13 protein-coding genes are annotated in these 20,966 nt (G+C 63.2%); 5 read left to right on the top strand and 8 right to left on the bottom strand.

The genetic code is table 11. The features are described from left to right. The first annotated feature begins 74 nt into the window (after positions 1-74). Positions 75-1,082, top strand: a complete 1,008-nt coding sequence (locus NKJ47_RS14615; RefSeq protein WP_254458567.1) for a hypothetical protein — start codon at positions 75-77, stop codon at positions 1,080-1,082. A gap of 241 nt (positions 1,083-1,323) precedes the next feature. On the opposite strand, the gene NKJ47_RS14610 is transcribed toward NKJ47_RS14615, so the two are convergent. From NKJ47_RS14610 to NKJ47_RS14595, 4 genes are read right to left on the bottom strand one after another with little or no spacing between them, the layout of a single operon-like run. Then, a complete protein-coding gene (locus NKJ47_RS14610; RefSeq protein WP_254458566.1) occupies positions 1,324-6,948 on the bottom strand; it encodes a DEAD/DEAH box helicase in 5,625 nt (1,874 codons plus the stop codon). 17 nt (positions 6,949-6,965) lie between these two features. Beyond that, positions 6,966-8,060 (bottom strand): hypothetical protein, encoded by a 1,095-nt coding sequence (locus NKJ47_RS14605; RefSeq protein ID WP_254458565.1) that lies wholly within the window; start codon positions 8,058-8,060, stop codon positions 6,966-6,968. Continuing rightward, positions 8,045-10,837: a hypothetical protein gene (locus NKJ47_RS14600; RefSeq protein WP_254458564.1), complete on the bottom strand. Its 2,793-nt coding sequence runs from the start codon at positions 10,835-10,837 to the stop codon at positions 8,045-8,047. The genes NKJ47_RS14605 and NKJ47_RS14600 overlap by 16 nt, the downstream gene beginning before the upstream one ends. A 2-nt stretch (positions 10,838-10,839) precedes the next feature. Beyond that, positions 10,840-11,949, bottom strand: coding sequence for a Druantia anti-phage system protein DruA (locus tag NKJ47_RS14595; RefSeq protein ID WP_254458563.1), 1,110 nt, complete (start codon positions 11,947-11,949; stop codon positions 10,840-10,842). A 601-nt stretch (positions 11,950-12,550) separates the two neighbouring features. On the opposite strand from NKJ47_RS14595, the gene NKJ47_RS14590 reads away from it, so the two are divergent. Continuing rightward, entirely contained in the window at positions 12,551-12,784 is a 234-nt protein-coding gene (locus NKJ47_RS14590) for an AbrB/MazE/SpoVT family DNA-binding domain-containing protein (RefSeq protein ID WP_254458562.1), read from the top strand. Between the two features lie 198 nt (positions 12,785-12,982). On the opposite strand, the gene NKJ47_RS14585 is transcribed toward NKJ47_RS14590, so the two are convergent. Then, entirely contained in the window at positions 12,983-13,330 is a 348-nt protein-coding gene (locus tag NKJ47_RS14585; protein ID WP_254458561.1) for a helix-turn-helix domain-containing protein, read from the bottom strand. 199 nt (positions 13,331-13,529) lie between these two features. Between NKJ47_RS14585 and rimO the strand changes: the two genes are divergently transcribed. Then, positions 13,530-14,939, top strand: a complete 1,410-nt coding sequence (gene rimO, locus NKJ47_RS14580; protein WP_429002539.1) for a 30S ribosomal protein S12 methylthiotransferase RimO — start codon at positions 13,530-13,532, stop codon at positions 14,937-14,939. Positions 14,940-14,981: 42 nt separating this feature from the next. On the opposite strand, the gene greB is transcribed toward rimO, so the two are convergent. Beyond that, the gene (gene greB, locus NKJ47_RS14575) at positions 14,982-15,488 is read right to left on the bottom strand and encodes a transcription elongation factor GreB (RefSeq protein ID WP_254458559.1); all 507 of its coding nucleotides are present in this window, start codon (positions 15,486-15,488) and stop codon (positions 14,982-14,984) included. Between the two features lie 110 nt (positions 15,489-15,598). On the opposite strand from greB, the gene NKJ47_RS14570 reads away from it, so the two are divergent. Then, positions 15,599-17,038, top strand: coding sequence for a rhomboid family intramembrane serine protease (locus NKJ47_RS14570; RefSeq protein ID WP_254458558.1), 1,440 nt, complete (start codon positions 15,599-15,601; stop codon positions 17,036-17,038). Positions 17,039-17,105: 67 nt separating this feature from the next. On the opposite strand, the gene NKJ47_RS14565 is transcribed toward NKJ47_RS14570, so the two are convergent. Next, complete coding sequence (locus NKJ47_RS14565; protein WP_254458557.1) at positions 17,106-18,386, bottom strand: hypothetical protein; 1,281 nt, start codon at positions 18,384-18,386, stop codon at positions 17,106-17,108. A 247-nt stretch (positions 18,387-18,633) separates the two neighbouring features. Between NKJ47_RS14565 and nudK the strand changes: the two genes are divergently transcribed. Next, positions 18,634-19,236, top strand: coding sequence for a GDP-mannose pyrophosphatase NudK (gene nudK / locus NKJ47_RS14560; protein WP_254458556.1), 603 nt, complete (start codon positions 18,634-18,636; stop codon positions 19,234-19,236). Between the two features lie 85 nt (positions 19,237-19,321). Here nudK and NKJ47_RS14555 read toward each other — a convergent pair whose 3' ends face one another. Continuing rightward, positions 19,322-20,884 (bottom strand): helicase HerA-like domain-containing protein, encoded by a 1,563-nt coding sequence (locus NKJ47_RS14555; RefSeq protein ID WP_429002433.1) that lies wholly within the window; start codon positions 20,882-20,884, stop codon positions 19,322-19,324. Positions 20,885-20,966 lie beyond the last annotated feature (82 nt).

Below are 20,966 nucleotides of genomic sequence, written 5' to 3'. Positions count from 1 at the left end.
TACTGTGAGGGCTACTAGTGGCTAATCTAATAGTAAAGATCCCGAGCATTCTTGACCTTTCTAATGCTCTTAGATTGTCCATTGATCTGGCGCAGGTAAAGGATGTCTCTTCTATACGCGCAGACTTCAAAGGAGTCGGATTGGTTGAGCCATTTGCGATACTGATGGTGTCGAGCGAGTTGCAAAGAGCAGCCCTTAGGAATAGGGTGGAAAAGTTTGAGTGCGTAAATCATGAGTCGATGAGCTATGCGAGTCGAATGGGATTCTTTGAGGCGTTCGGCTACCCGTCTACCCATAAACCGGGGAAAAAGGACGGCGGATCACAACACTTGCCAATAAATATAATTGACTGTAACTCGCTCCGGGACGAAGCAAGCAATGAGTATACGGAAGTTGGAAATATTGTTGAAGCCAGAAGCAAGCACCTGGCAAAATTGTTGTGTGGGGTTGATAGTGGCGACGTATTTGAGACTCTATCCTACTCTCTGAGAGAAATAGTGCGAAATGTTGTTGAACATAGTGAATCAAAGCAAATCGGAGTATGCGCTCAGTACTGGCCAACAAAGCACAAAGTTGAGGTTGCGATTATTGACCGAGGAGTGGGCCTTCGAAAGACTCTGTCCAGAAACCCTCACTTGGACGTCGGCAGTGATCGGTCAGCTTTGAACTACGCACTAATGCCGGCAGTCTCCGGTAGGGCTTTCAAGGGGGCCCGGAAACAATATGGCCCATGGGCAAATTCAGGCTTCGGTCTGTATATGACGAGTCGAATATGTAGAAATGGCGGCAACTTCTTTATAGCAAGTGGAGACTGTGGCATGCTCCTAACCAAGGCTAAAGACGGAAAATCTTATTTTCCATGTTCATATGAAGGTACTGCTGTTCGCTTGGTAATCCGAACAGACCAAATTGGATCTCTTGCTGATTCACTTAGGCGATACAGGGAGGATGGATTTGCATTTCAGAAGAAGTATCGGGAGCTTGTGCAGATTAATCCATCTGCCGCTTCTTTAATGCTTTCAGAGGACTTCGATCCATCCCTTTGGGAAAAATTCTTGACGGCACTTAGGCGCAACGCATAGCCCTACATTAGACCGTTCCCTGCATTACTGGCTTAGCCTCCATCGTCTCATGAGTTTTTTTCGTACACAGAGCTAATTTTGCTGGATGACATGAAGCTGTTGTGGGCTTGATTGCCAAGCTACGAAGACGGTTGCCCCTTAAAAGAGGTCTGAAAAGCCCCTGAAGTCCTCAGCAGATGCCCCATGAGTTGTTGATTGCATCGGGCCCGGATTTTAGTAAAACGAGTTTTCCAGGAGGCCCCTAACTTCCTTGCCATGTCGATGTTCCTCCCCAGGTCGCGACCTCAGGACTATTGGAAACTCCATCTTCACCTGCACCTCCGCTTCGGTCAAAGCCGAGTTGCACGCAAACTGATTTCGTTGCCGCCGCCAGGTTCGATCGCACTAGCAGTTCGTTGACGGCGATCACTTCTATATCGTTGTTAGCGTTATGTAGTGCCCGTATATTCGCATCGGCCGCATACCCATCTTTCAAGGTGCTGCTTAGCCCGATCACGACCATGGCGTCGTTCGACTTCAAGTGGCACAGGATCGGTAAGATGTACTTTGTATCGCCAAGCGTTATTTCGGCACCGCGTTCAAATGCGATTTCTGAATTATCGCCAAGCAGCCGGGAAAGGTCCTTGAACAGCAAGTCCGTTGATGCTTCTAGGCGCGTGGTCTCGGTTTCCGGTACGACGCCAGTCAGCAGATAATCGATAAGTTCAATGCCGACGTGGCGGTCTAGCGAGCGATGCTCGATCCGATTGCCGAAGGCACGAAGGCAGCGATAACAGGACGAGTCGCATTTCTCGGGGCAGTTGTCCAGTAGCTTGCGGGCACGCTTGAGTAATTCTTCGGCCTTGGTAGGTATAGCGCTGGAGAAGCCGGCGCCGCCCGGGAGTGTGTCGTACAGGAAGATCTCCGCGCACAGAGCCGAACTCGCGTCCGCCGACATCGCTGGCCGGAACTCGGCGAGGATCTCGCCAGGCTCGATCCCCAGCAATTCTGTCGCGGCCCGGGCAAGCGCCTCGCTTATGGTCCGCAAGGCGACGTTGCTCGCGTAGGTGCCTGGCTTCAGATTCATCGGCGCATCGACCCGCAGCGAAAACAGAGCGATGTCGGTGACGAACTTTGCACCAAGGACGACGTTTTCCACGCCACGCCCTCGACAGTTTTCCTGGCCCAGATCTGTTGGGAAAGGGCGGCGGTGAGGGCCACCGACGACCGAATGTGGCTCGGTCATGGCCTCGATGCGACCGCATAGGGTGCAGTACCGGTAACCATCGCCCTTTGGTCCGACATTTGATACGAGCAGGTGATCCCGGAACGGCACACTCTTGAACCGTGGATTTACCTCAAACCACTTCTGGTCGTCGCCGGGTGTCTTCGTGGTCAGCTTGGCTCGCGTGGCGTAGCTGACTTCTGGCACCCGATCAGGCGAGGTTTCTTCCTCAATGTCGATGGGGTGGGCAAAACCCACCGGACGCATCCATTCGCCCTTGAATTCGAAGCTGCCCTGGGTGCCGCACGCTGGGCATCGGCTGGTCGTGCCCGATGAGTCGCTGTTGGCTTCCGTCCGGGCGAAACGACATACGGAGCACTCGTAGTAGCGCTCGCGGTTCTCCCACGCGGCGATGCGCTCCTGCACGGAGCGCGAATAGATCGCGCCTGAAACGTAGCACTTGCCACCCACCCACACCTGCTTGCCTGGCGCGTACTGGGAGAGCGCCACCGGCAAGCCTTGGGATGGGGCATATTCGTCGCGGTGCTGGAACTTGCTGGATCGCTCCCGATCGAAAATGTGGAAGGTCGCTACGTCAGTGGGGAAAGCGTAGCGGGGTAGAACGCCTTCGTAGAGCAGTCGGTCGAGCAGCTTGTCGCTGTCGGCGCGGGGGGGCTTTTCTTGCTCGACATCTGGATCCTGCTCTGGCGTGCTGGCTCCTTTGCCTTCATTCTTACTCTTGTCGGTCTTCATTTCGCGACCGCTTGAGATCGCCTTGTCAATCTCTTTGATGCAATCCCCGATCATGCCGTCAACGAGCCTTTCGATGCCGTCCGCGGTCAACTGTTCGGGAAGCCATTTGGTAACTCGTTCCTTGATCTTGGCTTCATTTTCTTCAAGCCAGGAAGCTAGGTCGTCACGATTGAGAACACCCGAGCCATCGCGGAATGCGCCCACTTTACCCAACACGGAGAATAAGTCGTTCGGCTGATCGGGATCAAACTCGGGCAGGCGGTCCTGGTGGTAGCACTGCAGCAAGAAGGCGCGGATGTGCCGCTTGGCAATGTCCTGGTTGTCAAGAGTGAGGATTGGGTCGACCACCTTTCCCGAGATCATTTCCTCCGGGTGTGAGAAGTAGTGCTCGTCGTGGCTATCGACACTCCCGAAGGCGACGACTGTCGCTACGGCCGTGCCGCGGCGGCCAGCACGACCGGCGCGCTGCTGGTAGTTGGCGCGGCCCGGTGGCATGTTGCGCAGCGCCACGCCGGACAGGGCGCCGATGTCAATCCCAACTTCCATCGTCGTCGTGCTTGACAGAATATCAATGGCGACGGGCGAGTCGCCCTGTTCCTTCCAGGCGATGTTGATGTCCTGGAACAGCAATTCGTTGCGTTCAGCCTTGGAGAAGGCTTCCTCTTGGTCGGAGGAGTTCAACTGTGCGGTATGCTCGGCCGCGATTAGCGCCAATGGGCGCTTCGAGACATCGCTCAGGACTTGCTCCGTAGCCCGGCGATAGTAGGCCTTGCGCGCGCGGAACACCGGGTCAACGAAGGGATCGATGATCGCTGTCTCCTTCTCGCCGCAATCGATGCAAGCCGCTGTATTCGCGATCGGACGGTGAACGGAGGCGCAATTCGCGCAGCGAACCCAAGTGCCACCCAGTTCGAGATAGAGATTCTTGGCGTGCAGCCGGTACATCGGCCCGACCCTCTCGGCAAATGCCTCCAGCAGAGCCGGCAGCCAGTGTTCGCTGAAGGTCGTCTTGGCCGCCTTGTTCGACAGCAGCTTTTCGACAGCCTTGAACTTGCCGTTCTGCCCGAGCACGTCGGTCTGCCACTTATCGTTATCCATTCCCTGGAACCATATGTGGCCTTTCCGACTCTTCTGGCGCCAGCACCGTAGCCAAAAACCTACCAGCGACAATTTCTCTGCCTCAGTTGTGGCGAATCCGGCGATATCAGGAAGCTTCCTCAGCAGATCCTCCTTTTTCTTGCCCGGCCGAACCGTCAAGGTTCCCAGTGCGATCGCGTCCAGTCCGATATATCGATCCTGAATGACTCCCAGCAGTTCCTCCAGAAGCGCGTCTGGCGCGCGTTCGGGGTGGTAGTCGTTGTAGAGCTCGATTAGGGTTTCTTCGTCGACTGCTCCGCTGCCGCCGATGACCGCGCCGATTTTGAAGTAGGGGTCAAAGGATTCGCCGGACTTCAACTCAGGGCGCAAGCGAACCGAGAGGCAGCGGGCGGCGAGCAGTGTTGCGAAATAGGCGTCCTGCAAGCTGGCCTGACGAGCGAGTGTGGGCGACTGCTGTAAACGCTGCATGCCCCAGACCAGAAGCGGCCGCAGTGCATCGCGCATTGAATAGGTCTGCAGGTTTGGCGCGAGGCGAGCAGCGACCTGGCGCGAGTCCGAGAACGCCAGTACCTTGCGGCCGCGAAGCGGCGCGAAATTGTCGTCGATCTTCGGCCCAGGCGGCTGAATATCGATCTGCCTAGCGACGAGGGCCTGGAAGGGCTGGTCGCCCTTGGTCATGTGATCCTGCACCGAGGACTTACCGCCACCAGCCCGGCCCCGGCAGATGCCGCAGGGGATGAACTGCCCCAGCGTGCCATGCCCGCCTTCCTCATCCTCGTCGGTCAAGTCCTTGGCGTTAAGCAACCTGCGATAGACGATCCGGGAGCGATCCCCGCTGTCGTAGGCGTTCAGCCGGCCGGTTTCCACGTCATACGAAACCGCAACGACAGTGTTCTCCTTTAGGGGCGCTTGCAGAAGCAGGTCCAGCGCTTCCAACTGCCCGGCCTCGCCGTCGCTGAGCGCGATGTTTGCGCCAGGCTCGGACCACAGCGATTGTGGATCCTCGACGTCATCGGTGTAGGCGCGGGCATAAGGAGCGCCGCAGTGACGGCAGGTGTAAAACTCCAGGCATGTCGAGCCGCAGGCGCAGTGCTTGATCGGCTGGCTGTACATCTTGCCGCAATGGGGATTCCTTTCCTCGGGCACGACCTCCGTGCAATTGGGGTCCATGCAGACCCACAGCCCAGGCAAGCCACGGAAGAACCCATGCACGCGACAGGGCAGCAGGCCGTTGCCACCCGCAGACTTGGCCATGCTGCCCAAAGCCAAGAGGTTGGAGAATGCATGAGCTGCCAAATCGGCGTCGATTCCCGGAAACACCTGGGCAGGCAGGGCGGCAAGGCGCTTGGCATCGCCCATGGTGTTGTTGATGACCCACTGCAATGGACCGAATGCATGCAAAGCGGCATACAGATCTTGCTCGATAGACCCAGAGGATGCCACGCCGCGAAATGTCAGGAATGCGGCTATGAGCGCTGACCGTTCGTTCGGATCCTCAAGTTCCTGCAGGCGGGCCACGGCGATGGTTGCCAGCGCTTCGGCATCGGCCAATGTTCCCGTCGCGGCATCGGCGCCCAGCAGCTTGTTACCTTCGACTGGCTTGAACGTCTCCTCGGCGCAGCCGCTCAACTGCGCCCCGAATTTCTTAGCGTACTCACTGTCGCTGAAGCTCGCCGTGGCGCAGATCGTCTGGATGCGATCGGCGGAAACGCCGAGGCGATCGGTCAGCCGGCGGATCAACAGGCCGACCTCGGCGCCGCCGGCGCCGCGATACAGGTGTGCCTCGTCGAGGATGATCAGGAATCTTTCGGTCGGGTTGCGTTCGAGCCATGCCCGAGTGGTATCGAAGATCGAGCGCTCGATCGGACGCATCAGCATGTACTCGAGCATCGAGTAGTTGGTGACCAATAGGTCCGGCGGAGCAGCCTGAACCTCGTGACGAGTGATCAACTCGCTATCGTCGGGGCGTGCGATCGCACGAACGAAATCACCGGTGCGATCCTGCCATCGCGAACCCGAGGCCCCGAGCCATGTAGCAAGGTTGGGTTTGGCCGGCCATTTGCCCTTTCCCTGCAACTGCCTCATCAGCGCGCGCGCGCGATCAGCCTCCTCGCCGGTCTCCATGGCCTTGCGTTCGATTCTGACGTAGAACTCTTCGAGCGACTTAAGCCGCCGGTCGTCCTTGTTCTTTTCGCGTACGCCCGCGTACGGGGTACGGCTGGTGTAGCGGGCAAACCGCGGAATGCGGCCAGCCCAGCCGGCGAACGCCCGGGTCACGCGCGGGTCACTGAACATTGAGCGTAAGCGCCCGAGTTGGTCATTGACCAGCGCGTTCATCGGGTAAAGCAGCAAGGCGCGAACCGCTGAGTCGGCGAAGGCATCGGGCCGCGAACTCGCCTCAATCGCAAGTTTCGACAGAACCGGCATCAGGAAGGACTCGGTCTTGCCCGAGCCGGTGCCGGTCATGATCAGCAGGTTGTTGCCCTTGACGATTGATTCCTCAATCGCTTCGGCCTGGTGGGAATACGGTGGGTTGTGCAGTAATGGAGCATGCCCCTGCGCATCGGATGAGAGTGCTTCCAGTAGGCTCGTGGCGGAAGGGTGCAGGCCGCTGATCTGGGAGAACGTGCGATCCGAGACGTAGCGAGGCGTTGACTCCAGAAAAGGCACTTGGTGAATGTTGCCCGGCTCATCGAGCAGGCGCTTGCGCGCATGGACCAACGCTTCGGTGCCAATGTGATAGGTCGCTTCAATGTATTCGGTCAGTGCCTGGTGAAGCTTGGAAACGGATTGCTGGATCGTTGTGGACATTCCCCCCCCCCTTTTTTTTAATTGGTTTGCTTAAACCACATGTAGGACTGCACCAAATCGTCGATCTCGTGATCGCCATGCCGGTCAAGCAAGTAGGCGAACAGGGCGCCATCGGTGTGCACCTTCTCGCCATGAAGCTTGAGCTTGCGTTCAATCCACAACGGCAACGGCGAGAAGAAGTCGTAGCAGTCGAGATCGCCATCGATCGGCGTCACGCGGTAGGTCTGCGGCTGATCGGCGAGGGCGTCGAGCGCGCTCAGGATCCGCCAGCCATGATCGCAGCCACGAAACTTCCCACCCCGCCAAGGCAAATCCAGGAAGTGGGCTGGACGGCCTTGTTCAAGCTCGACGAAGACCCATAGCGGCGCCCCGAAGGCCTGCGGGCGCCGACCAACGTGGAAGCCCGAGCGTCCTGTCGGTGGTCCCAATCGCGACGCGTAACGCAGGCCCGGGCTGGCAGGTGCATATACCCGGAGACCCTCCAAAACGCCACGGTGGTTGGCTTCACGCAATCGGCGGATGGTGCCTTCGAGGAATACACCGGCGGCCTGCTTTTGTGGCGGCCGCGTCCATGCGATTTTCGAGATTTCAAGATAGCCGGCCGTGCGCAACTGCGCCGCTATGCCATCAGCGTCTTGATCGCCGTTGGTTCGGATGTAGCGCAACTCGCGTTGGTGAACCACGCGGGTTCGTAGCGCCGTCGGCAGGGAAGCCTGGTCTTCCGGTTGAATGCCCAGCAGCAGGATGGACTCATCTCGAACGACGAACGACGGCGGGGCGCAGTAGAGCCAGTCATCAGCCAGCACGCCGGGCAGGGACATCGACCCTCCCAGTTCCAGCAAATCGCCGATGACGATGAGGCTGTCGAGAGTCTCTCGCATGCGCAGCTTGATCGCCTCGGTTGCGCCCAATCCTGTGAATGAATCGATGGCGCAGCCGACAAGCGCCTCCCTTGGGCAGGGGCAGGTATTGATGGCAATTCGGCGCAGGACGCTCGCAACGAGAGCGATAGGCAACTCGTCGGGGTGCGACTCCACGCTGGCCAGCCCCAACTGGCGGACCATGGCGGCCAGCAATGCCTCCCGGGTCAGGGATTTCAGTTCCAGTCCCATGACTTGCCCTTCAGCAGAATCTGCAGATAGCGAACGCCGCGGGCGAGCTCGCGATGTTCGATGAGCGACTTGACATCGGTGGAGATGTCGCGGGACGATGCGATGAAGCCACTTGGATCGGTCAAGTATCGAAGCATTTGCTCTACTAGGTGAGCGTCGGCGCACAGCCGAAATCCTGTTGTGATCCTGAGCATCCAGGGCACGACCTGCTTCGGCGTCATGTCCTTGGCTTCCAGATGTGACATACGTAGTTTGGCTGGGAAGTTCACCCATTCCCAATGGTTGGTAATCGCATCTCCCAGCAGTGCGATGGCGTCATCGTCCCATGGCGGATCGCCTATTCGGCGTTCGGCGTCCATCCACGCTGGGCCGCAGACTTGGTGGATGAGTGCGTCATTCATCGTGCGCACCACCTTGTCCTTTCTCGCCGCGCCCAGGGGGCCGAAGACGCGGGCACGCGACCATAATCCCAACAGAGCGATGTCGTCGCGCAAGCGTTCGGAAGCAGTCGCGAAACCAGCTAGCCGAGGCTCCACTACCAATTGGGCAAAATTGGTCATCGTTCCCTGGCCCGGCTGGCTGACCACGACGGCATCGAGTCGGTCGCGACCGGCGACGACGAAAAGCGCTCCGGGAGCAGGAACCTCAATGCCATCGACACAATCTTCATAGTCCAGGTCCTGAGCAGTGCAGGGATCGCTCAGTGGCGCCATGCGGCACAAAGCATGTGTGCCCAGTGCGGCTTCGTCGACCAGCCTGATAGTGGTCGCGTGCTTCGATCGGTGCAGCACCCACCGAAGCGGCCGGCTTTCACGTTCGAGCGGCAGTGTGAAAGTGCCGATTTCCTCAGCGCACACGACGAGGCGGCAGGTGTTGCTGCCGCCAAGGTTCTCCTGAATATCTAGCGGTAGAAGGTGCCAGAGGTCGGTCAACGTGGACGGCACAATGGCTTTGCAAAACGGGTGCTGATCTGTCTCGCTGCCTTCGACCTCCAGGAACAGTTGCACCTCGCGGCCGGCGGGGCCGTAGACCTCAAGGCGAAGCTTGCCCCGCTCGAGACTCTCCAGCGAAGCATCGATGGGCGTGGCGATCACCATCAAGCCACCTCGTTGCTGGATTGTTTCTTTGACGCCCACCGGATCACGAACTTCGAGGATTACCTCACCACGCGATGCACTGGGCGAGTCGGCATGTCCCGCACCATCCTTTACTTCGACCGCCAGACGGTGTTGTCCCGGCGGCAAAGGTGGCAACTGCACCCAGGAAGGACCATGCACGCCTGTTCGGGAAATCAACAGAGAGGATAGGCCATCGAGTGCGACTTCCACCGCCACCACGTCGTGGTCGACGTCGATGCCGAAGCAGGGCATATCGGTCGTGAGCCATTCGCTCCGTCCCTCGCCGTCCCACGAGACGGCGGGTAGCCCCGCCGGCCAGATTCTGACCGTGGAAGTGAACGACAGGCCGAGCGACTTCAGCGTGCGCCGAAGGTCGTCAGGCACGTGGGCGGGCAACGATAACTGGATACCTATCAGGCCCTCGCATCGCAGTTCGACGGGGCGAAGGGCTGGATGAGATCGGAAAACGTGGCCGGCGCGCGCGAGTACGACGTACTTATGGCCTGGCCGGACGCGGTGGTAGCGGACTTCCCGCGCCAAGCCATCGTTGCCAAGGCGGCAGACCCAGAGCGGCCCTTCGCTCAACGTGGCTTCGCGTACTAGGCGGGCGAAGATCGAAAGGGAATCCTTGAACCGCAGGACTGTGCCGTCGGCGGGCCAACGTTGAAGCCCATGGAGTTTCGACGGGATATTGAGGATCTGGGCTGGATGCCATTGGCCCGATCCACCCTCGATCTGAACCCGTGTCTTTTGCAGGTGCTGGGCGACGTCCGGGCAGGAGGCCGCCAGCGGGGCAAATGAAGGAATCTGGATGCCAACATGCCAAGCATCGTTCTTCCGGCTTAGTAGCAGCGTCGGACGCAGATTGAATCCGGGTGGGGCGGTTGCCCGGGGAGGACCCTGTGGTGCCCGGCCGAAGAATCGTTGCCGCTGGGCGCCATGGATCCGTCGGATGTCCGTGCGGGCTTGCTCCAGCCACTCTCGGGCTTCCTGTGTGCTCTCAAGGTCGGCAACTATGCGACGGGTCACCTCGGACGAAAGTGGCAGGTGCCCGGTCTCCGCGCCTAGCAGGGCCAGCGCAATGCGACCGACCAGTTCTTCCTGCTCGCAGAACTCCCGGAAGCGCGAAGAAGGATGGACAGTTAGTTGGCGTATCAGGCGGCCGATGGCGAGCGGATCACTGTCCGCGGCGATCCGGTAGCGGTTGTGGTAGATCGATCGAGCGAACTGGTATTGCAGGTCCTTGGGCAGTATCGCGTGGGTGATGGGCCAAGCAATGATGCGGAATTGCTCGGCCCAGGTCCCCGACGGTCGGACGGCGTTGTAGGTGGTGGCGAAGCGCCTGAACCACATGCGGATTCGGCTTCTGCCCTTGTTAGTGTCCGTCGCATGCCAGGCTGGCAATCGCTCATTGAAGGTCTGCCAGTATTCGTTGCCGGCAAAGTCGTATCCAACCTCGGTGGCGAACACGACCCAAGCCAGCCAGAAGGCCTGGTTGGGTGTGCCGTAATCGAGTTGTTCCGACAGCGCGTCGGACAGCGCCGCCATGTCGATCTTCAATCCGTGTTCCAGCGCGAAGATGCGCCGATTCTCCGTGCATTCCGCGGAAAGTTGCCCGAACCGGGCTTCTAGCTCCTGTTGGAAGGCGGGCAGTTGCATCGTTAGGTTCGGGCCTGTTTCCTTTTCATCGGCTCGACGAGCGAGACGCGTACGCCCGAGGAGTTCGAGACCAAGTCAACCAGATCCTGTCGAGTCCATTGCCGGTAACCTGTTTCCCGGTCGGCGCGGGGGATTAGCCAACGTTGGCAGGCAAGCGCGGCCACCTCCTTGACTGACTTCAGGTCACTGAGATCGAGCTCGGCGACCTCGCCCTTCAGAAACTCGACCGTGTTGCTGGCCATTTCACAGATGAAGACCTCGCGTTTAACACCGTGCATCATCAGGTTCGTACGCTCACCGATCATGTCGAGCGCCGCCCGGGTTACGCGCATCCTCCAGTTCGGTCCTTTGCCGAATTTGTGTCCATCGGCATACCGGTGATCCTTGGTGCGCAGGTAGTCCCGCAGTTCAAGAAACAGCCGATCTGGGATGTGGAAATGGCCGTAGCCACTTGAGTACCCGATCGGCTTGAGATAGTGCTTCCTGCCGAGATTGACCCGGTTGTAGACCGAGGAACGCCCCATCGACGAGGTGGTCGTGATGGCTGCTAGACGCGCCTGGTTAATCTTCCCTGAGATGACGCCTTTGCGGGCGCCATAGGTCGCCAGGAAGTCATCGTAGATTTCCCGGGTGCGCAGCAGGGACGCCACGACCTTTCCACCCAACAACTGGTTGTACGGCGGGACGGCGCCCAGCACGTACGCGTCCATTGTGTGGATCAACTGGGTGGCGCGCTGTTCGCCCGTCCAGCCGATGTATTCGTCCCTAGTCCGTAGGTTGAAGACCGGATCGCCGATAGCGAGGATGCCCATCAGGCGTTCGTGGCCCTCGTCCCAAACCAAGTAGCGAAGGCGGCGGCCAAATCCGGGCGAGACCGGTACAGACCAGGTTAAGGAGGCGAGCTTGAATAAGTCCGCCTTCAGGGTGCCACTTGTCACGCGTTCCAACCTTGGTCGAACCTGGGTTGGATCGATTTCCACCCCGGTCGCGAAGTACGGAGCAAGCTTCGGAAACTTCGCCTTCAGGAAATCCTTCTGCTTGGCGGACCGCTCCTCCCGCTGCAACTGGTGCGCTGCGCGGATCGCCTCTTTGCTGTCGGCGGGTAGGTACAAGTTACCTTGCTCGTCGCGCTTGAAGCCGACACGATGGAGGTGTCGCCGGACTCTGCGCTTGAGGAGCGCTTCCCGGGACATGACCTTAATGACTTTGCCTGTCTCTTTTTTCTTCCCCACACTCTTCCCCCTGAACCGGCTTTTGCATTGTAGCCACAGCTCCGGTTCCCTTGCGATTTCCGAGCATGGCCTGTCCGAGGTGTTCGGGCGCGTGGGATAGCGGAGTCAGCCAAATGTCTACTTCCGCATAGCGTTCTGCTTGTAAAGTGGCTCCGACATGCCGAGGATGGCTGAAACGAGTCCATCGCTGGCTGACCATCGTCGGCCGTTTCTCTTCGATCTCGCGGGTCGCTGGACCTAAGTCAGCCCCTCAGGCGCCGATCGTGGGCATTTCTAGCATGACTGTGCGTGGGCAGCTTTCCGGTCTAAGCGGGGCGGTCTACGTGACGTTAAGACGGGGTGCCCGGACGCATGCACTGCGCTGTAGCCTGAGTCAGATAGCAGGTCAGCGACCGTGCTTTCTTGCCAAAAGAGATACTTGGTGTCGTGGCATGGGGACGCGTCAGAATACACATCCGTACAGACATGGTGCTGATTCACTATGCGAGTCGCAAAGTGGGGTGACAGCTTGGCTATACGCCTGCCGGTTAGCTTGGTCGAGGCACTGGAGTTGCGGGAGGGCGATGAGATCGAGGTCATTGTTGACGGTCCTCGACTCTTCAAGGTCCGCAAGAAGCTGGGGCTGCAGGCCGGGCTAGACCGGCTTCGTTCCTTTCGCGGTAGGTTGCCGGCGGACTTCAAGTTTTACCGGGATGAGGCCAATGGCCACTGGTAAGTATTCGCTGGCCGGCGTTGATGTTCTCGACTGCTCAGATTGTTTGCGAGAACCGGCCTCGCTAGGCCCGTTAGATACGTCGAACAGGTCAGCTTGATTGCGCGATGCGTTTCCGCGTCTATGGGCGTGTCCGCTGCCGCTGGCGCTGGCGTCGGTGACCGCAGCTCCGGCACGCTTTCCCAACTCGCTGCGCAGCAGCTATTCCGAACGAGCAAGAATCCGCGCGATCACCATGAGAGTGGTCTGCTCGGTAAATTGGAGGCTCCGGTAGAGACTCAACAGCTCGGTCTCTCGCGCATTGCGGGGCGCGACCTGCTCGAAGGGGCTACCTTCGCCCAGCAGGATGAATTCCGCAGAGCATTCCAGGGCATCAGCCATCTTGAGCAGCGTCCGCGCGGTCGGCTGGCGCGAGGCGCTCCCGACGATGTTCGAGACTGCGCTTTGCGTGATCCCGATCTTTGACGCCAGCTCTTGCTGTGTGAGGCGTCGGAACACCAGTAGCCACCGAATGCGCTCGCCGATGGTCATCTGCTGGAACTTCGCCATTGTTTTCCTGAGCTTTTGCAATCCGAGCCCTCGTGGACAGGAGGGAGTCCATGCTATTTCAGGTGTTGGCTCGTTCATCGGTAAGATGACGCGATCTTCGAGGTCGGTATAAGTGTGGCCTTGGGGTGGTATCACAACAGAAATACAATCAGCCACCTTCGATGCCGGCATGGCGGACGTAAAAAGTTAAATGAAATCAATGAATTACGCGGATCTCTTGAAGAGTCAGGTGCCCAAAGTTGGCTTCGTGTCACTAGGTTGTCCGAAGGCCCTTGTCGACTCCGAACGCATCCTCACCCAACTGCGCGTGGAGGGCTATGCGATCGTGCCCAGCTACGACGCGGCCGACGTGGTGGTGGTCAACACCTGCGGCTTCATCGACTCGGCGGTCGCCGAGTCGATGGAGGCGATCGGCGAGGCCATGGCCGAGAACGGCAAGGTCATCGTCACCGGCTGTCTGGGCAAGCGCTCGGAGCAGATCCGCGCGGCCTATCCGGACGTGCTGGCGGTGTCCGGCCCGCAGGACTACCAGAGCGTGATGGAAGCGGTGCACGCGGCGCTGCCGCCGCGCCACGATCCGTTCGTGGACCTGCTGCCGCGCGGGCGCGGCAGCAGCGAGGACGACATCGGGGTCAAGCTGACGCCGCGGCATTACGCCTACCTGAAGATCTCCGAAGGCTGCAATCACCGCTGCAGCTTCTGCATCATCCCGTCGATGCGCGGCGACCTGGTGTCGCGCCCGGTCGACGAGGTGCTGCGCGAGGCCGAACGCCTGGTCAAGGGCGGGGTGCGCGAGTTGCTGGTGGTGTCGCAGGACACCTCGGCCTACGGTGTGGACATCAAGTACGCGGAGCGCGAATGGCGCGGCCGCGCCTACCAGACGCGGATGAAGGCGCTGTGCGAGGGCCTGTCGGAGCTGGGTGCGTGGGCGCGCCTGCACTACGTGTATCCGTATCCGCACGTGGACGACGTGATCCCGCTGATGGCCGAGGGCAAGCTGCTGCCGTACCTGGACATCCCGTTCCAGCACGCCAGCCCGCGCATCCTCAAGCTGATGAAGCGCCCGGGCGCGGTCGAGCGCACCCTGGAGCGCGTGCAGCGCTGGCGTGCGCTGTGCCCGGAGATCACCCTGCGTTCGACCTTCATCGTCGGCTTCCCCGGCGAGACCGACGCCGAGTTCGAGCAGTTGCTGGAGTTCCTGGATGCGGCGCAGCTCGATCGCGTCGGCGCGTTCGCCTATTCGCCGGTCGAAGGCGCCAGCGCCAACGCGCTGCCGGATCCGGTGCCGGAAGAACTCAAGCAGGAGCGGTTGGCGCGGTTCATGGAGCGGCAGGCGGCGATTTCCGCGGCGCGCCTGGAAGCCAAGATCGGCAGCGTGCAGGAGTGTCTGGTCGACCTGCTCGAGGACGGCATCGCGGTGGCGCGCTCCAAGGCCGATGCGCCGGAGATCGACGGCCTGGTGCATATCCAGAACGGCGGCGAACTCGGGCTCAAGCCGGGCGATCTGGTGCAGGTGGAGATCACCGACAGCGACGAGCACGACCTGTTCGGCGATGCGTTGCCGGCGCCCGCCTCGCCGGCCAGGCCGCTGGACCTGTGGGTGCTCTGAGGCCGCAGGCGGCGGCCGGCGTGGCGCCCAGGCGCCGCGCGCTTACGGCGTGGTGTAGTCCACCGCCACCACCACGAAGCTGTGGCGGCCGCCGGGCAATTGCGCTTCCACTTCGTCGTCGATGCGTTTCTTCAGCAGCGCCCGCGCCAGCGGCGAATCGATGCTGATCCAGCCGCGGGCCGCGTCGGTCTCGTCCGGGCCGACGATGCGGTAACGGCGCAGCTCGCCGCTGTCGGCATCCTCCAGCTCGATGTGCGCGCCGAAGAACACCGCCTGCGGGTCGGACGGTGCCTCGGCGACCACGCGCAGCGCTTCCAGGCGCTTGCTCAGGTAGCGCACGCGGCGGTCGATCTCGCCCAGTTGCTTCTTGCGGTAGGTGTACTCGGCGTTCTCCGAACGGTCGCCCTCGGCGGCGGCCGCGGCCAGCGCCTTGACCACCTCCGGACGGCGCACCCGCCACAGCTCGTCCAGTTCGGCCTTGAGCCGGGCGTGGCCTTCCGGGGTGATCAGGGCGGTGCTTTTCTCGGCAGGGGGACGCCAGCGGCTCATCGGGGCGACTGCGGTGGAGCGGGGTGGCGATGCTAGCGCGTGGCTGCGGCTTGCGCACCCGCAGGCGATGTCTGAAGCTGGCACCGCCTCCCGGACCCAGACTTCGTTCGATGCTGATCCTGCCGCTGCACAAGCCGCTGTCGCGGGACAATTTTCCGCTGGTCACGCTGTTGCTGATCCTGCTCAACATCGCGGTGTACGCGGGCTGGCAGCGCCACGACGCGGCGCCGCTGCGGCAGGCGCTGCGCTACTACCTCGACTCCGGACTCGGCGCGCTGGAAGCGCCGGCCTATGCGCGCTACCTGGAGCGCAGCGGCCAGCGCGAGGCGCTGGCGAAACTGCAGCAGGTGTCGGCGGCCGAGCGGACGGCCTTCGTCGGGGCCGCCACCTTGCACGACGTGCGGTTCGTGCAGGCCCTGCGCAACGGCAGCGCCTTCGCCGACGCCGATGCGCAGCAGGCCTGGACGCCGCTGCGCGCGCGCTACGACGCGTTGCTGCAGCGCGTGTTCACCCTGCGCCATGTGCAGCGCAGCTCCGAATGGGCGCCGGCGCGCATGCTCGGTTCCGCGTTCCTGCATGCCGACGCCATGCACCTGATCGGCAACATGCTGTTCCTGCTGGCGCTGGGCACCCTGCTGGAAGGCGCGATCGGCGGCTGGCGGTTCCTGGCGGTGTACCTGCTCGGCGCGTTCGGGGCCAGCGCGGTCAGCCTGTGCTGGCGTTGGGGCGAGGCCGGTGGCGGGCTCGGCGCGTCCGGCGCCATCGCTGCGCTGATGGGGGCGTTCTGCGTGGTCTGGGGGCGGCGCCCGGTGCGCTTCTTCTACTGGGCGGCGGTGCTGTTCGACTACGTGCGCGCGCCGGCCATCGCGCTGCTGCCGCTGTGGCTGGGCTGGGAGCTGTACAACCTGCTGTTCAACGGCGATGCCGGCATCGGCTTCGACGCGCATGCCGGCGGGCTGGTGGTCGGCGCGCTGCTCGGCGCGGCGCTGGTGGCGACCGGGCAGACCCGCGAGGCGTTCCTGCGCGACGACGCCGGCGCACCGGCCGACGACCGCTGGGAGCGTGCGCAGCGGCATCTGGGGCGGATGGAACATTTCCAGGCCGGCGCGCTGCTGGACGCGCTGGCCGCCGAAGCGCCGCAGCGCTTCGATGTGGCGCTGGCGCGCTACCGGGTGGCCGCCAACGCCGGCCAGGCCGCGTCGGCGCGGGCCAGGGCGCTGGACGTGTTGCGGCTGCCGGCAGCGTCGCTGCAGGAGGCACGGCAGCAGGCGGGGGTGTTGGCGGCGGCCGGCGCGCTGGACGCGCCGACGCATGCGGCGCTGTTCGCGCGCTGGATGGCGCTGGGCTTGTTGGCCGAAGCCGAGACGCTGCTGGCGCAGGATGCGGTCTCGCCGCGCGAGCAGCAGGCGCAGGCCTGGTTCCGGCTCGCGCTGGGCCACGGCGAGCGCCAGGCCGCAGCGGAGTGGCGGCGCGTGCTGGAGGCGCTGATCGTGCGCTATCCGGACCTGCCGCCGGCGGACAAGGCGCGGTTCCTGCTCGCCAACGCCTGAGCGCGCTGCCTGGCGCGCGCGGGGCAGCGGTGGCTGCGTCCGCGCTCCGCGCACGGCAGGACGCGCGCTAGACCGGCGCGATCGTCACCGCGCGCAACGCCGCCTGCAGCTTGCCGCGCTGCTGGTCGTCGTCGCAGTGGGTCAGGGCGTCCTCCAGCAGGCGGCGCGCCTGCGCGTCCTCGCCGAAGCGTTCGGCCAGCAGCAGGGCGGCCTGCAGCGACCAGGCGCTGCGCTCCGGTGCGTTCGGCCAGCCGCGCAGCGCGGCCTGCAGGCCGTCGGCGGCGAGGCGGAACTGGCCTGCCAGCTGCGCACGTTCGGCCAGCAGCGTGGCCTGTTCCGGCAGCAGCGGCACGAAGTCGGGATCGGCATCCAGCGCCTCGCGTTGCAAGGCCAGCGCGCGCCGTTCCTGCTTTTCCTGCAGCAGCCGGTGCATGTACTGGCGGGTATGTTCGCGGCGTTCGTCGTGGCGCGCGCTGCCGCGCAACAGGCGCTGGTACAGCTCGTGCACGCCCAGGCTCACCGCGCGGCTGCGTACCTCGCTGCGCAGCACCTGCAGCGCATCGTCGGTGTGGCCGTCGCGCACCAGTTGTTCGGCCTCGTCGAGCACGCGCTGGTCCGGGTCGTGGCGGGCGACGGCGTTGGCCGCCTCGGCGGCCGGTTCGTAGCCCAGCACGGCGTGATACTGGTAGACCAGATAGCCCAGCAGGTGGAAGGCGGCGAACAGGCCCCAGATCGTCACCACGGTGACCGCCAGGTCGGCGATTACCGGCGGCAGGACGCGCTGCAGCCAGGCGGCGGCGCTCAGCGCGCTGGCCTGGATCACGAACAGCAGGCCGAACGCGGCCAGGTAGGGCCAGCCGATGCGCAGCGCCAGGCCGATCGACACGGCCGGGTTCAGCGCGCGGCGCAGGCTACCGTCCATCGCCAGGGAAATCAGGATGCCCGGCTGCAGCAGCACCACCGCCAGCAGCATCAGCAGGCTGCCGACCGGCCCGGCCAGCATCAGCGTGGCGAACACCGCCATGCCGAGCAGGATCATCATCGCCAGCAGCCGCAGCACCACGCCGTCGCCGATGTCGAAGCCGCGCTCCGGCGCGTCCAGGTAGCCGTCGGCGGTGTGCCGCAGGATCTCGAAGGCGTACTTGTAGATCGCCAGGGTGGTGACGATGCCCAGGATCCAGCCGATGCCGGGCAGCATTCCCAGCAGGCTGCACAGGGTCAGCGCGATCAGCGCGTACAGTGCGCCGCCGCGCAGCGGGTACAGCGCGATGGCGCGGGTCCGCGCCCAGAACGGTTCGGGTGTGCTGCGATGTGCGCGGCTTGCGCCCACGCGCCGACGATCTTCCATGACTCCCCCTGTCTACGAAGTGCACCGATTGTGCAGTGCGGTCGGGACGCGCGCAATCGGGAGACGGGCGGGGCGGCTGCGCGATGCGGATGGCCGCACCGAGGGAGTGTGGTCGGCTGCGCAAAGCGCAACCGGGGCCGCCTGGCCCGCACGCGTGCTGGCTACACTGCGCGGTCGAGCGGCGGGAGATGTGCGGTAGGTGCCGTGCCCGCCGTCCCACCGTGTTCCTCATGTCCTGGAGCCTTGCTTGGACCCCTCCTGCATTTCCGGCAATCCCCGCGTGCGCGTCACCCACATCGAAGTGCTGTCGGACAACTGGTATGTGTTGCGCAAGGTCAGTTTCGATTTCCAGCGTCAGGACGGCCGCTGGCAGCCGCTCACCCGCGAGGCCTACGACCGCGGCAACGGCGCGGCCATCCTGCTGTACAGCCGCGCCAAGGGCACGGTGATGCTGACCCGCCAGTTCCGCATGCCGACCCTGCTCAACGGCAATCCCGACGGCATGCTGATCGAAGCCTGCGCCGGGCTGCTCGACCATGACGATCCGGAGACCTGCATCCGCAAGGAGACCGAGGAGGAGACCGGCTACCGGATCGAAAACGTGCGCAAGGTGTTCGAGGCGTTCATGAGCCCGGGTTCGGTGACCGAGCGGCTGTACTTCTTCGTGGGCGAGTACGTGGACCGCGACAAGATCGGTGCCGGCGGCGGCGTGGCCGCCGAGGGCGAGGAGATCGAGGTGCTGGAGCTGGCGCTGGATGCGGCGCTGGCGATGATCGACAGCGGCGCGATCGCCGATGCCAAGACCATCATGCTGCTGCAGTACGCCAAGCTGCACGGGTTGCTGGGATAGCGCCGGATCGCGCGGATCCCGTAGGAGCGGCTGAAGCCGCTCCTGCGCGAAGCCAGTGGCCGGGATATCTCGGCGTGCGTCGCGCTCAGCGCTTGCCGCCGAAGATGCTGCCGAAGATGCCGCGCACGATCTGCTGGCCGATGCGGTTGCCGATGGTCCGCGAGGTCTGCTTGGCCATCGCCTCCAGCATGCCCTGGCGGCGCTTGGTGCCGAACACCGCGTCCTTGACCGCCTGGCCGAAGCCGCTGTCCTGCGCCTCGTCCTGCTCGCGGGTGCGCGCCGGCGGCGCGGCGCTCCGGTCGGCGCTGCGTTCGACGCGGCGCGCCAGCAGTTCCGCGGCCGATTCGCGATTGACCGGGGTGTCGTAGCGATCGCCGACCGGGCTGCCGGCGCGCACCTGCGCGCGCTCGGCCGCGGAGATCGCGCCCATGCGGCAGCGCGGCGGCGCGATCAGGGTCTGCTGCACCGGTGCCGGCACGCCCTTGTCCTGCAGCGTGGAGACCAGCGCCTCGCCGGTGCCGAGCTGGGAGATGGCCTTGGCCACGTCCAGCTTGGGATTGGCCACGAAGGTCTCGGCGGCGGTGCGCACCGCCTTCTGGTCGCGCGGGGTGTAGGCGCGCAGCGCGTGCTGCACGCGGTTGCCGAGCTGGCCGAGGATGCTGTCGGGCACGTCGTCGGGGAACTGCGAGCAGAAGTACACGCCCACGCCCTTGGAGCGGATCAGCCGCACCACCTGTTCGATGCGCTGCACCAGCGCCGGCGGCGCATCGTCGAACAGCAGGTGCGCCTCGTCGAACACGAACACCAGCTTGGGCTTGTCCAGGTCGCCCACTTCCGGCAGCCGCTCGAACAGTTCCGACAGCAGCCACAGCAGGAAGGTCGAGTACAGCCGCGGTTTGAGCACCAACTGCGCGGCGGCGAGGATGCCGATCACGCCGCGGCCGTCGTGGTCGACCCGCATCAGTTCGGCCAGGTCCAGTGCCGGTTCGCCGAAGAAACCTTCGCCGCCATCCTGGGCCAGGCGCAGCAGCGCGCGCTGGATCGCGGCCACCGATTGCGCGCTGACCAGGCCGTACTCGGTGGAGATGTCCTTGCGCTCTTCCACCACCAGCGCCAGCAGTGCGCGCAGGTCGTCCAGGTCGAGCAGCAGCAGGCCGCGGTCGTCGGCCAGCTTGAACACGATGTCGAGCACGCCGGCCTGGGTGTCGTTGAGTTCCAGCACGCGCGCCAGCAGGGTGGGGCCCATCTCGCTGACGGTGGTGCGCACCGGGTGGCCGAGCTGGCCGTAGAGGTCCCAGAACACCACCGGGTTGGCGGCCGGCGCGTAGTCGCGCACACCGATCTGGGCGGCGCGCTGCAGCACCTTCTCGCTGCCGTCGCCGGGCATCGCCAGCCCGGCCACGTCGCCCTTGACGTCGGCCAGGAACACCGGCACGCCGATCCGCGAAAAGCCTTCGGCCAGGGTCATCAGGGTCACGGTCTTGCCGGTGCCGGTGGCGCCGGCGACCAGGCCGTGGCGATTGCCCAGGCGCGGTTGCAGCAGCACCGCGATGTCGTCGGTCACGCCTTTGCCTAGCAGGATCGGGTCCATAACGGGGTCCACAGAGAGAGGCCTGGATTCTAAAGTGTCCGCGGCATGGCCGAGCATGTGCGCGCTGCGCTGGGTGCGCGCGGGACCGTGCAGGCACTGTCGCCGCCCGCCAAGTGCGGTCCTTGCGTGGAGCGGCTGG

The organism is Xanthomonas sacchari (genome assembly GCF_024266585.1).
GTDB classification, from domain to species: domain Bacteria; phylum Pseudomonadota; class Gammaproteobacteria; order Xanthomonadales; family Xanthomonadaceae; genus Xanthomonas_A; species Xanthomonas_A sacchari_C.
Note: the sequence above shows the minus strand (reverse complement) of the source record. Positions and strands in the feature narration are given on the sequence as shown.